Consider the following 13,627-nt stretch of genomic DNA (forward strand, 5'->3'; position numbering starts at 1 on the left):
AGTGGTTATGCTCAACGATAAACAAATTAAAATCGATGCTTCTAATGCTTTGGCTGGCAGAAAAAATTCGATAATACCTCCAACCCATCACTATGTATTAAAAACACCATTAGATACCGTGCCCAATCATTGTGATTTCATTATATTGGGTATGGGATGTTTTTGGGGAGCTGAACGCCTATTTTGGCAGGTCGATGGTGTCTACAGTACAGCTGTTGGCTACAGTGGTGGTTATACTGAAAACCCCACTTATCAAGAGGTCTGTTCAGGACAAACCGGGCATGCTGAAGTAGTTAAGATTGTTTTTGACCCTACGGTTGTTTCTTTAGAGCAACTTTTAGCTTTATTTTGGGAAAAACACAACCCAACCCAAGGCATGCGCCAAGGTAATGATATCGGCCCCCAATACCGTTCGGTGATTTATACTCATTCATCAGAACAAGAGTTAGCGGCAATCAGTAGCCGTAATCGTTATCAACAAGCACTCACAAAGATGGGAGATGATCATCTCATCACAACAGAAATTGAACCCGCTTCAACGTTTTATTTTGCCGAAGAGTACCATCAACAATATCTGGCTAAAAATCCAGATGGGTATTGCGGATTAGGAGGATTAAGCGTGTGCTTTCCTCAATAGAATTAAAAATATAAGTTAATAAATATAAGCGGCTACCGAAATAGCCGCTATATCGGTATAAGAAAATTAATTTATAATACAAATAGTTGGTTTTGGCTCATAAGATGATGCATCATTTTTAACTTGAGCATGACCTTGTTGAGTGTTTTTAAAATAAAACCACTCACCATCTGCTAATAATCCATCAGTTGTATAGCTATTAGCTAACTCTTGCATTAAATTGATAAATTCAGGATCCCAATTATTCATAGCATTATTGAATTCTTTCGCAGTTGGTGAATGCCATTTTTCACCTAACGTTGTCAACTTCCCACAAATAGACTTCGCTTCTAATGTATTTTTTGAATATTGATTTTTTGCTTCAATCCACTTTTTATTCTTATTTTCTTTAATCACTGGAATATAATGATACTCTGTTAAACCATTATCATTTACAACCAGACGTCGATGAAAAAGAGGCAAATCGCTAGTACTAATATCAATTGAACTATCAACTTGTTTTTCAAATAAAAAAGAACTTCCTTGAGCACTCTTTGTTATTGAATAAACATCTTCATCAGCAAAACTGAGTTGGGAAATAAAAAGTGTTGAAATAGTAAACCCGGCAAGAGCTATTTTTTGATAAATCATAGATAAGGCCTTATATTAATTTATATTGAATGACTTACATATCCAAGTAACAAATAGTTGGACGAGGATCGCCATCTCCCATATTCTTATCTATAGCGCCACCTGTATGATTTGAGCGAATATAATACCACTCACCTATATCCACATAGCCTTTGATAATATCATCTCCAGGTAATTTTTCTATAATTGCTCTTAAATCAGTATCATAAGATAAAGCAGCCTGTATTTCTGTAGCAGTAGGAGCTCTCCATGTCGCTCCAAAAGAGTCTAATTCAGAGCAATTTTTTTGTGTATCACTTGAGTCTATTGAATAAACACCTTCTGCTTCAATCCACTTATGAGAAGGCTTTGATACTACGACAGGAATAAATCGATATTCAACATTACCTTCATGAGTTGTGATCTCTTTTAACTTGAAGGTTTTTAATTCATCTTGACCTGACATAGCATTCGAGCTTTGATTTTCAAAAAGTTCAGAAATTCCTTGTGAACTTTCGGTTAATGTATACATATTGCTATTAGCAAAACTTACTTGAGGTATTACTGATAAAATACATATACCAAATAACATGCTTCCTTTGTGGTACATATTTATTTCTCCTGTAGGTATAAAAAGCTGTCAAATAAGAAGACAACTTCAACTCTTTTATACTTATTTACAGGAATAACTAATCAGCATATGAAAACTAAAAACCATCTTGATGCACTATACGGTATCCTATAAAAATTGATATTACATAAAGAACAATCACTTAGATAGAACCTCTTACATTAATCCTTAAAAATAAAATAATATATTTCATAAGTAGCATAGAGATAATAATCCTATTATCTCTGTGCCCTAATTTAAGAACTAACGCTTTAACGTATTCAATCTTATTTGAGCCATACCATAAAGAGTATTAGCATCATATCCAGTGCTGTCGTGCCATATACCCGCAGGTATCTTCATTAAGATTTCAATAGCTTCAGTTACATGGTTAATCGCCAAAATATGAAACTCCCCTTTTTCGACCGCTTCGACAATGTCTTTACGTAGCATCAGGTTATGTACATTAGACTGGGGAATAATAACGCCTTGCTGAGAGGTTCTGCCTTTGATAGCACAAACATCAAAAAAGCCCTCGATTTTCTCATTAACGCCGCCAATAGGTTGCGCCTCACCAAACTGATTCATAGAGCCAGTAATAGCAACATCTTGTCGTAATGGCTGTTGTGAATACGCCGAAACAATCGCACACAGCTCTGCCATTGAAGCACTGTCACCATCAACACCACCATATGATTGCTCAAAGGTAATATGAGTACTTAATGGAATTCGAGCGGTTTTGCCAAATACAGAAGCAAGATAGGCAGAAAGAATCATAACCCCTTTTGAATGTATGCTACCGCCAAGATCAACCGTTCGTTCAATATCAAAAATCTCACCAGAGCCATACGCTGTTGTGGCGGTAATTCGACTGGCAGAGCCAAATTGATGATCCGTTGTTGTCAGTACAGAAAGAGCGTTTACTTGACCAATGCGCTCACCTGTTACATCAATGAGAGTTGTGCCATTTACAAATCCTTGTTTGACCATATCTTGTAAACGACTGACCCGTTGAATCTGATTAGCTAAAGCTTGCTCTACATGATGAGAGCGAATCATATTGGCATTGGAAGATTTCGCGCAGTAATTAGTTTCTCGCAGTAAGTTGGCAATATCAGCCGAATGCAATGACAACTTATTTTGATCATCAGCCCGACGTGAACTGTATTCAATAATGCGAGCAATCGCTTTTCGATCACAATGCAGCATATTATTGTCTTGAATAATACTGGCGATAAACTTGGCGTACTGCTCTTCTGACTGCTCTGTTCTTGGCATATCATCTTCAAAATCGGCGGTGACTCTAAATAGTTCACCAAATTCAGGGTCATAATGCTGTAGCAACTGATAAGTTTGATAGTCACCAAATAAGATAATTTTTACATCCAGAGGAATGGCTTCTGGCTCTAAAGAAACAACACCAGATAAGGTGACTTCTCGCTCTAGGGAGTTTAAATTCAGCTCACGGGCACGCAATGCTCGCTTCAAGCCATCCCAAACATAAGGACGCTCCAACACCTTCACCGCATCCATTAACAACACCCCACCATTTGCTCGGTGTAAGCTGCCTGGTCGAATTAATGAATAGTCGGTAAAAACAGTCCCTTTGAAAGTGGCATTTTCAATATAGCCAAACAGATTATGATACGTTGGGCTCTCTTCTACCACGATTGGAAATGCATGTTCATCTTGCGCAACCAATACGTTAATTTGATAACGTCTTGGCATTTTTTTATCGAGAGAGGCATACGCTAAAGCCAGTTGCTCTTCATTGTCTTCTAAGAAAATATCCAGATTTTCCAGAATATCTTTTTGTAGTGCAGTTAAGTAATGTTTAGCTTCTGAAATCTTTCCATATTGGATTTTGAGTGGTTTTAATACGTGAGAAACCACTTCTTGAGCAACTTCTTCATCTAATTTTTGCAGCTTGTCACTAAATGCTTCTTCAAACTCAGTAAATTGACGGATCATACCGCGCAACTCAGCTTCTAAAGCATTAATTACCTGTTCAAAATGATTTTGCTCTTGTTCAGAAAGTGCTTGAAAGCTCTCTTCAGTATGAGGTTGCTCACCATTCATCGCAACCATTTGGTATTCGCCTTGAGCGGTTACCGTCACACTAATATTATTAACTTGTGCTTGGCTTGAAATCGCTTGAAGAATTTCGCCCTGTTTCTCTGCTAATTGTTGCTTGAGCTTATCAGCACGGGAATAGTACATTTCGTTATCAAAAGCGAGCGGTAATGATTTAACAAGCCGCTTCATCAATTGCTCAATGTCTTTTTTAAAAGGCAAGCCACTACCAGCAGGAAGCTTTAGTACTTTCGGACTGCGGGAGTTATCAAAATTTGAGACATAACACCAATCATATAAAGTATGACCATTGCCATTAGGATCATGACGATTTAAATAACGCAGCACCATAGTACGTTTGCCAAGGCCATTACGTCCAATCGCATAAATATTATAGCCTTTCTCTTTGATCGACATTGCGAACTCAACCGCTCTTTGGGCGCGCTCTTGCCCTACGATCTCATCAATCGGTGCTAACTGTTTGGTTGATTTAATTTCTTTAGCTAATCCATTTAGCTCTGATTCTCGATACAGTTTGTCACTGCTTAGAGGTTGTACTGACATAATCGATCCCTCTCATATATGACATCATGTCTTCAGTGTAAACATAAACGTATGAAAATTTAGTGACTTACTCCGTTATTTTTCAAATTTTTCGTTTTATATTTCATTCAGTTAAGATTAATTAAACCCTAATAACGATACGGTTTTATATCTCAAGTGCTTTGTCTATTTTTTCGCAGTAACTTCTATTCCTCTCATAACAAAGGTAACTTTAGCGAATATTTAAGGGCTGAAAAAAGCAAAACCATAAAATATTTTCATGAAATGAATTAGTGTTTTTTATCGCTATTTATTAGAAATAGTAATATTAGTTTTTCTAATCTTTATTTGAATTTTTTCTCACTTTTTTATCGTTATAAAATCCATATAATGCCCGCACTTCCAGAGGATAAGTAAGTCCTTAAACTTTTTTAAATCATTAACGATACTAGGAATACATTAGGTTTAGCGCCATGACTAAGAAAATCATCAATAAAATTGCAGTAGCATATCAGCGTTCTTTCTCTGAGCTATACAAGCGCGACAATAAATAATCTGATGTTATCGTTTTAGATAATGATTTAAAAAAGGCACCGCAAGGTGCCTTTTTAGTTACTTCATAGTTCAAACTATAACTTTAGTTTAAGTTATTCTTATTTGTGTTCAGTCGAAATTCGCCCCATCATTGGTAGAACTTTACCATTAGAAGCAATACACATTTCAAGATCATAACCAAACTTTACTGAGTCAATGATCTGATTTTTAATCTGATCACTTACATTATCTAAGTCAATATTCACAATATTGTCATTCATTGAGAATCGTTTGTGAGTTACGCCATCAGCGTCAGTTAGAAACTCAATTGTTCCACCTTGCGACAAACTTGTCATCGCGCCACCTTGTGAAGCACAAATTTGTTCTAATGAATCATCAACGTTTGCAAAAGCAGAAGTTGAACCAAGAGCTAGAAGACCGATTGCTAAAATTTGTTTTTTCATTATAGTTCCTCATTAATTGGAGCTATATCATAAAACAATAGAAAGTATTCTTATTAACAACAGAAACATCAACAAAACAACAATGCTAAGTGCGAAAAAAGCTTCTCGAATAAAGAAGCTCATATAAAACAATTATCTGATAGTTTACTTAATATTTCTCACCAAGGAACTGATCGCGAGCAGCAGACCAAGCATTAGCGTAGCAGGTTGCCCATTTAACCTTTGCTTTAGTACCATCTGCATCATCAGCCGTTACTTTTTTAAGATGGGCGCACTCTTGCTCTACTTGAGATGTTAACTTATCGCCTTGAGCTGATAAATCATACACTTGAGATTTAGCAGCATTACCCGCATTGACCAAACAAGTTTCTAATCCAGACTCATCTAAATTTTCATTTCCCATACAAGACTGAGTCACATCTGAATTACCGTATGGCACAGATTGTGCATAAGACACAGCGGAAAAACATGACATAGCAAGTAAGGATGCTAGGGTATAAGCTTTAATTGACATAGTGTAATTCTGTGATTATTTGAATAATCTTTTGAATTTATACCCAGAGAGAATTTCTCGCAACCATTAATCTCAGTCACCGCTTAGAAACTAAAAAGCTGCAGTACAAAAGTCATATTATTGTATACAACTCTTACACTACAGCTTTTATTCAATTTTACTGTCGATGAGCGATTAAAGTGATGCCATTGCGCCTTTACCTACGCCTTCGTAAGCAAATACGTCTAGAGAATCATTGGTCTCTAATTTCGGTTTTACTTGCTGAGCAATATAATAAGCCAGCAACTCTACTGTCGTATCTGTAGGTAGAATTTCCGTTTTATTTTTAGCAATGGCTAAATCAAATTTACCTTGCGGTGCTTGATAACTAAAACCAACATACTGCTCAGATGATAGATTTTGTGCATTCTCGCTTAAATCAAGAAGAGAAAGCTCGACCACATCTTCTTCTGCGGCTAAATAAATGTCTTGCCAACGTTCGGCCCACTCTTGCTCTAACACAGAGTGTCGCTTGCCATTAACCAACAATTCGATAGGAGAACGATGACCATGGGCAATACGTTGACAATTACCATCGTGTTTTTTTAAGCCGTGACTGTAATGGTAGAATGCACCATCAATTTTTTCATGTCGGAGTGTAAGCTCTAAGCCTTCAACATTAGCAGGCATATGTCCAGATAACACGTTGTGCAAGTGCTTAGTTACTGTTTCAATCGTAACCTCTTGCGCATCAATAAAACAAAATGCTTGCTCAGGACTTTTTAAATAAATGCTGTTATCACCACGAAGCAAATCTACAGTAAAGTAACCGTCTTCAACTTGCTGCGCTTTAATTGCACTATTTTGTGTTGGAACAATCAAACGATGATCGACAAACTGATCAACCAATTGTTTGATTTGCTTTTTTACTCGACTGAAATCAAGCACCATGCTCATTTCATTTAATTCACCAGACATGACCACATCGAGAATCCAACTCTCGCCTACCATACCTCGCTCAACAGAAAGATAAGAGGCATCAATTACAGTAAGATCTCTAACAAATAGCTTCAAAGTGAAGTCCTTATTGATAATGGTTGTCGTTTTTAAGGAAGAGCATTATACCCCCCTGACAAAGAGAGTAAATGCCTTATTAAAGAATAGCAGGCTACAAAAAAGCCCTAAAATAGATAGGGCTTTCAGTGGGTTATATTGGAAAGATAATTAAAATCGGTAGTTAACAGCCATATATACTGACGAAATCGATTCCGGCTGAGTCTCAAAAGACACTGAATGATTATCTCCTGAAATCTTACCAGTCCATTTTTTCACAGCTTCACTAGGCAGTACGGTATGGCGAGCACCAATATCCATTGTAAATTGCTGGGTTATACGCCAACTAACACCAGCTTGCAGACCAAATACATACCCTGACTCATGATAACGACCTTCGCCTGTCGCCTTACCGTCTACTTGAGTATAACCAAAGTGAGCCCCCACAAAAGGGCTGATTGCTTTATGTGGTCTAAATAAATAGTCACCGCTAAGCAGATGTAAATCGATTGTATTTTCTAATGCTTTTACATCGTTTACTTTAGTGTCTGCTTGATGACGTTGATAGCTATAGTAAATTCGTCCTTTACCATTAGGAGCGTAAATACCAAAATCAATACCAGCAAAACCATTTCTATCGGGACTTGGCGCATCAAAAGACTGGCCCGATATTTTTGCTCGATTAGTAATACTAAACTGACTCAAGCCACCGGTTAAACCAACAAAGTAATGACGAGAATCATCAAAGCTCGGTACTTGTACCGACTCAGTTAACTCAGAACCTGAATCGGTATTTACTGGTAATATAGAGGATTGTTGATCAAGAGTTTCTGCAACTGCAGATTGAGATAAAATAGCGACAAGCGTACTCGTTGCTAACATGATTTTTTTCATTGAGAATAACATTCCTGTGTCATCACGGTTTATACCCAAGTAGCTTCAAGATGCAAATGTCTTAAGTCAATATTGCCTAAGTATAGAGACTTGGGTATAGATTCATTATTTATGAGTATGCTATCAAACCTTAAAGTTTAGACACAGAAAATTAATCGTAATTTATTCACTTCTTAGCCAGTTTAGCGCATCTAAAGGCTCATCAAACCATTTCACTTCTCCAGAGATAAACCAATTACCCACTTTAGCTCCAACTTCAAGCCACCGTTGATTTCCATATAGTGCGATTTTGTGAAATGCTTTTCCGTGTTTAAGCCCTAATTTTAAATCATCCCAAGCAGCACGTAATTCCCATCCCGAAAACTCTGAACCATCAAAATACACATCAACAATCGGGGAATCGATGCTTTCCAGAGCCTCATCAATCATAGGTGTAATCTTTTCATAGTCACTATGAGTCAATTTTCCACAAGCTTTAAGCTCAAGAAAAACATGATTACCAGTACAATCAATTTCAATATCTAGACCATGAATCATTATGATATCTCCACTATGGTTTAATAACTTGATTGTAGGCTGCCAGAGCCAAATTGATATCCCCCGAATACGTAAAATAAAATTGGGTTATCAAAAAAGAAGAAAAGAAAGTGGAGTTATGAGGTGCGATTCAAAGTAATAACTTATTATTTTTAATATCATTTTTCTTATTTGCAAATAAAAGACGAAAATGAAACTCTCTCAACTTAATGCCTTTAAAGCCGTGGTTGAATGCCAAACGGTAACGGCAGCTGCCGAACGATTGAATCTAAGTCAACCCGCTGTTAGCCGTTTACTTTCAGCGCTAGAAGATCGGCTAGGCTTTACCCTCTTTGTACGCAGTCGAAATCGTTTAGTATTAAGTGTTGAAGGTGAAGCCTTTTATCTAGAAGTCGCTAAAGTGTTCGAGGCGGTTTCTGATTTGGATAATGTTGCAACTTCAATTCGTACAAATCATTTTGGATCACTTCATTTAGCGGCAATGCCTCTATTATCTAATGCGTTTTTACCTCGAATACTTGCCCATTTTCTGAAACAGACCAATCAGCTAAAGGTGGGATTTAAAACCTATCGCTCAGAAGAAATCATTCGCCGGGTACAAAGTCAGGTCGTGGATATCGGCTTTGCTTTTTTGCCTGATACCCAGCCATTACCTGGAGTTAAAGCGCAACGTGTTGAATGCCAGTGTGTAGCTATCGTGCCTATCCATTCTCCCCTTGCCCATAAATCGTACTTATATCTAGATGACATTGCCGATCAACTTGTTATTCGACATGAAAAAGACACCGTACAGCAACGCATCGACTCTCTTTTACAGCGTCACGATTTACGAACCATAGAACATATCGAAGTCTCACTTGCCAGCACAGCCGCTGCTTTAGTTCAAGAAGGGATTGGCATGGCAATTACCGATCCACTAACGGCATATATGAGTAGTGAACATACAAACGTGTTAACTAAACCTCTTAACTTTCATTTACCTTTTGAATTCGACATTCTTTACCCTGCATTTAAACCTATCCATCGTCATGCAGAAGTGTTTATCGAACAATTTATGCTACAAGCCGATGCAATGGATATCCAACTAAAAATAGGCCCAATGCGAGATTTAAATGAGTACTGAACTCATCAAAATCACAAAACAGCCAGCCTTCATACATTTTAAAAATTATAAATAAAACACTTAGTATCAATAATTTGAAACATTTATTTCTTAGAGTATTACAAATTCGCATACTAGGGTGCAGTCTCGTCATTAGCTGTTGTTGCCATAACCATCGTAACGTTGAGAGCAAGTTATCCCCCTCTTAATTTAAGGAAAAATTATGGCACCTAAAGTTTCTATTATTGGCTCTGGTAATGCAGGTTTAACCGCAGCTTATCACTTCTCATTACAGGGTGCAGATGTCTGTTTATTTGGCGCGAAAGGCTTTGATCAATCATTACTGGATATAGAACAAAATGGCGGAATCGAGGCTCTCGCAGAGTTTAATTCAGTCCCTCTCACTTATGCGGGCTTTCAAGCAATTGATACCGTTACTCGAGATCTACAGACAGCAGTAGAATATTCAGATTTATTAATCCTACCAGTACCCTCTTTTGCTCAAGAACCCTTATTTATTGATATGCTTCCTCATCTTAAAAATGGGCAAATTATCATGTTAATGCCAGGTAACTATGGTTCATTAGTCCTTAATAAAATAAAAAATGAACATGGTTACTCAGATCTTGATATCACCTTTGTTGATGCAATCTCCATCCCGTGGGCAACTCGTATTATTGGACCTGCACAACTGGCTATTTTAGGTATGAAAGAGTTTCTTCCTGTTGCCGCTTTTCCAGCAAGTCAAACCCAATACGCCATAGAACAATTACAAGCGGTCATGCCTCTGCCATTAACTCCACTTAAAAATGTTATTTGTGCAGGTCTTGAGAATATCAATTTCGGCGGCCACCCACTGCTCACCACATTAAATATGGGGTTGCTAGAAAATTTCGATGGTCAATTTAATTACTACAAAGACTGTTGTTCCATTTCAACGGCAAAAGCTGCGGCAGTCATGGAGCAAGAACGTCAGCAAGTAGGACAAGCATTAGGGTTAGATTTACGAAGCGAACTTGATGCGATGAATGCACTGTATGCGATGGAATGTGAGACCGTTTATGAAGTTAACCGAACTTCAGAAACCCACGGTAAATTAAACAGTGCACCAAACTGTGCAAGCAATCGCTATATCACTGAAGATGCCGCTTACTTACTTGTTCCTTGCTACGAATTCGCCCAACTATCAGGTATTGAAACGCCAATTATCACATCATGCCTGCACATAGATAATGCATATAACGATACCAACTATTTTGAGCAAGGCCGAACACTTGAAAAAATGGGACTAGCTGGTTTATCCATCCCTCAGATCATGGATTTTGTTGCTTAATCATTGGAATCACAGAGGTGGCTCACCACCCAAGGCGAAGTGTCATGCTTCGCCTAAATAAGGACATCATATGAAAAAATTAAAATTTCCCTCTGCCTACACCATCTTAATGTTACTTACTGTTTTCATGGCAGCACTGACTTGGTTAATACCAGCAGGTCAGTACCAAATGGTGAATAATGAAACCTTAGGAAAAATGGTTCCACTAGTGGGATCTTATCAAACCGTTACCTCTAATCCTCAAGGTATTATTGATATCTTAATGGCACCCATTCAAGGCTTTTACGATCCGGGCGAATATATGGCAAGAGCCGTTGACGTTGCGTTATTTGTATTAGTTATTGGTGGATATTTAGCTGTTGTTACTCGTACTGGTGCAATTGATGCAGGTATTGCAGGAACCATGGAAAAACTTAATGGCCGAGAAAAATGGATGATCCCAATCTTAATGGGCCTATTTGCCTTAGGTGGAACCGTTTACGGCATGGCGGAAGAAACTATCCCATTTTACGCACTTCTTATCCCAGTAATGATTGCAGCAGGTTATGACAGTATTGTCGGTGTTGCAATTATCATGGTTGGAGCCGGGATCGGTTGTTTAGGTTCAACAATTAACCCTTTTGCAACGGTAATTGCCTCTAATGCTGCTGAAATTAATTTTATGGATGGCATTGGTCTACGCTTGGCCATTCTGATTCTTGGCTGGATTATGTGTACCATTTACGTCATGCGCTATGCTGAAAAGGTGAAAAACGATCCTTCTCAATCCATTGTCGCAAGTCAAAAAGATGAAAATGAACGCCTATTTCTCCACGGTAAAGAGCAAGAAACACCAAAGCTAAATACAACACGAAAGATTGTCTTAATGATCTTTGGTTTAACATTTGCAGTCATGATGTGGGGAGTTTCGGTTCAAGGTTGGTGGATGGCAGAGCTTTCTGCGTTATTTATTGGTTCTAGCATTTTAGTTGGCTTTATTGGCCGCTTATCAGAAACAGAATTGACCGATAGCTTTGTTGATGGTGCGAGAGACCTATTAGGTGTTGCTTTAATCATTGCGATTGCTCGCGGGTTAGTGGTTGTAATGGACGATGGAAACATTACCCATACTATCTTAAATTACGCAGAAGGCTTACTTGCGGGTCTTCCTCAAATCGCTTTTATCAATGCCATTTACTGGGTTGAAGCTGTACTTTGCCTTGTAGTTCCATCATCATCTGGTCTTGCTGTTCTCTCAATGCCAGTATTAGCCCCTCTTGCCGACTTTGCCGGAGTAAGCCGTGAACTTGTTGTTACGGCATTTCAATCAGCTTCTGGATTACCTAACCTAGTTACCCCAACCTCAGGAGTTGTTATGGGAGGCCTCGCCATTGGACGTGTTGCATACTCTTCTTGGCTTCGTTTTATTGGGCCATTATTAGGAATGTTGACACTAATGGTGATGATATTATTAAGCTTAGGAGTAGTAATAAGCTAATTCACATTACTCAGCCGCTCTTATCGCCCTAGCCAGTTGTTTTGCAGCTTGTTGGGGCTTTGCATTTGGATCGTGGAAAAATTCACTAACAACATCAGAAATAGCACTTTGTACATAACTTGTTGTGGCTAATCCTTGGGAGATACTAGGAACAAAGTGTTTTGTTTTCGAAGTGGCTTTGAGATCCTTCATAGATTCAAGGGCACATTGGTCAAATTCAGACATATCTATATCAAGACGAACGGGAATTGAACCTTTCGTGAGGTTAAACAATGATTGGAATGCAGGAGACATTATCGTTTGAGCAAGATCTTGTTGAGCCTTCTCATCTTCGACAGAACCATTTAATTTAAAAAAGACAAAGCTATCAATGTTGTAAGCAAATTGTTGGTCCGTTCCAGGGGCTGGTACACAAATATAATCTTTCCCAGGTTTCAAATTTGCTTGAACAAATTCACCTTTTGCCCAATCTCCCATTATTTGCATCGCAGCTTTACCTTCAATCACCATAGCTGTCGCTTTGTTCCATGATTGCCCCTCAAAGCGAGGATCTATAACCTCCCGCATTCGCTTAAACTGGCGAAATACTTCAACCATTTGAGCGCCGTTTAAAACTTTAGGATCCAGCGTAACAAATGCTCGCTTATAATTCGTACTACCTAATACAGCAAGAGCCAAATTTTCAAATAACGTCACATCCTGCCAAGGCTGCCCGCCATGTGCAAGAGGGACAAAACCCGCTTGCTTAATCTTCTTAGCCTGTACAAAAAAATCATCTAATGATGTGGGAATGGTTGCACCAGCAGCTTTAAATACCTTAGGGTTTGCCCATAACCAGTTTACACGATGGACATTGACAGGCGCTGCCACATAATGCCCATCATATTTCATAATATTAGCAATCACTGGAGGCAATACTTTATCCCACTGCTGCTCTTGAGCAATACGATCTAATGACGTTAGAAAGCCCAGTTTACCCCACTCTTGTAGATCGTGACCTTTAAGTTGCGCTGCAGTTGGTGGATTACCCGATACCGCTCGGGTTTTTAAAATCGTCATTGCACTTTCACCACCTCCACCAGCTACCGCAAAGTTGTGCCAATGATGCCCTTGTAACTCCATCATCTGTTGGAGTACTTGAGCGGATTTGGCTTCACCACCGGATGTCCACCAGTGCAAAACTTCAATATCGCCAGCCAGAGAAACATGACTACTGACTAAGCCAGATAATAGGGTCGCAACTAAATACTTCTTGTTCATCACGCTAT

The 13,627-nt window shown here is 38.5% G+C and carries 13 protein-coding genes; 4 read left to right on the plus strand and 9 right to left on the minus strand.

The window, feature by feature from the left end; all coding sequences use genetic code 11:
* Positions 1 to 7: 7 nt before the first annotated feature.
* Positions 8 to 637, plus strand: a complete 630-nt coding sequence (msrA, locus tag CTN07_RS13330; RefSeq protein ID WP_005305948.1) for a peptide-methionine (S)-S-oxide reductase MsrA — start codon at positions 8 to 10, stop codon at positions 635 to 637.
* A 66-nt stretch (positions 638 to 703) separates the two neighbouring features.
* On the opposite strand, the gene CTN07_RS13335 is transcribed toward msrA, so the two are convergent.
* The 8 genes from CTN07_RS13335 to CTN07_RS13370 all read right to left on the minus strand — a co-directional run bounded on the left by CTN07_RS13335 (position 704) and on the right by CTN07_RS13370 (position 8,447).
* Positions 704 to 1,267: a hypothetical protein gene (locus CTN07_RS13335; protein ID WP_005305949.1), complete on the minus strand. Its 564-nt coding sequence runs from the start codon at positions 1,265 to 1,267 to the stop codon at positions 704 to 706.
* Between the two features lie 34 nt (positions 1,268 to 1,301).
* Positions 1,302 to 1,856: a hypothetical protein gene (locus tag CTN07_RS13340; RefSeq protein ID WP_005305952.1), complete on the minus strand. Its 555-nt coding sequence runs from the start codon at positions 1,854 to 1,856 to the stop codon at positions 1,302 to 1,304.
* 264 nt (positions 1,857 to 2,120) lie between these two features.
* On the minus strand, positions 2,121 to 4,493 hold the full coding sequence (locus tag CTN07_RS13345) for a Lon protease family protein (RefSeq protein WP_005305954.1): 2,373 nt from the start codon (positions 4,491 to 4,493) through the stop codon (positions 2,121 to 2,123).
* 632 nt (positions 4,494 to 5,125) lie between these two features.
* On the minus strand, positions 5,126 to 5,470 hold the full coding sequence (locus CTN07_RS13350; RefSeq protein WP_005305955.1) for a hypothetical protein: 345 nt from the start codon (positions 5,468 to 5,470) through the stop codon (positions 5,126 to 5,128).
* 148 nt (positions 5,471 to 5,618) lie between these two features.
* A complete protein-coding gene (locus CTN07_RS13355; RefSeq protein ID WP_036765848.1) occupies positions 5,619 to 5,984 on the minus strand; it encodes a hypothetical protein in 366 nt (121 codons plus the stop codon).
* Between the two features lie 174 nt (positions 5,985 to 6,158).
* The gene (locus CTN07_RS13360) at positions 6,159 to 7,037 is read right to left on the minus strand and encodes a 6-carboxytetrahydropterin synthase (RefSeq protein WP_005305961.1); all 879 of its coding nucleotides are present in this window, start codon (positions 7,035 to 7,037) and stop codon (positions 6,159 to 6,161) included.
* Positions 7,038 to 7,187: 150 nt separating this feature from the next.
* Positions 7,188 to 7,910 (minus strand): outer membrane beta-barrel protein, encoded by a 723-nt coding sequence (locus CTN07_RS13365; protein ID WP_005305963.1) that lies wholly within the window; start codon positions 7,908 to 7,910, stop codon positions 7,188 to 7,190.
* A gap of 162 nt (positions 7,911 to 8,072) precedes the next feature.
* Positions 8,073 to 8,447: a SpoIIAA family protein gene (locus tag CTN07_RS13370; protein WP_036765850.1), complete on the minus strand. Its 375-nt coding sequence runs from the start codon at positions 8,445 to 8,447 to the stop codon at positions 8,073 to 8,075.
* Between the two features lie 190 nt (positions 8,448 to 8,637).
* On the opposite strand from CTN07_RS13370, the gene CTN07_RS13375 reads away from it, so the two are divergent.
* From CTN07_RS13375 to CTN07_RS13385, 3 genes are all read left to right on the plus strand, one after another.
* Positions 8,638 to 9,570: a LysR family transcriptional regulator gene (locus tag CTN07_RS13375; RefSeq protein WP_005305966.1), complete on the plus strand. Its 933-nt coding sequence runs from the start codon at positions 8,638 to 8,640 to the stop codon at positions 9,568 to 9,570.
* Positions 9,571 to 9,772: 202 nt separating this feature from the next.
* Positions 9,773 to 10,882: an NAD/NADP-dependent octopine/nopaline dehydrogenase family protein gene (locus CTN07_RS13380; RefSeq protein ID WP_005305969.1), complete on the plus strand. Its 1,110-nt coding sequence runs from the start codon at positions 9,773 to 9,775 to the stop codon at positions 10,880 to 10,882.
* A gap of 70 nt (positions 10,883 to 10,952) precedes the next feature.
* Positions 10,953 to 12,359 (plus strand): YfcC family protein, encoded by a 1,407-nt coding sequence (locus tag CTN07_RS13385; RefSeq protein ID WP_005305972.1) that lies wholly within the window; start codon positions 10,953 to 10,955, stop codon positions 12,357 to 12,359.
* A gap of 6 nt (positions 12,360 to 12,365) precedes the next feature.
* Here CTN07_RS13385 and CTN07_RS13390 read toward each other — a convergent pair whose 3' ends face one another.
* A complete protein-coding gene (locus CTN07_RS13390) occupies positions 12,366 to 13,619 on the minus strand; it encodes an ABC transporter substrate-binding protein (RefSeq protein WP_005305975.1) in 1,254 nt (417 codons plus the stop codon).
* Between the last annotated feature and the right edge of the window lie 8 nt (positions 13,620 to 13,627).

It is taken from the genome of Photobacterium damselae (assembly GCF_003026815.1).
Classification (GTDB): domain Bacteria; phylum Pseudomonadota; class Gammaproteobacteria; order Enterobacterales; family Vibrionaceae; genus Photobacterium; species Photobacterium damselae.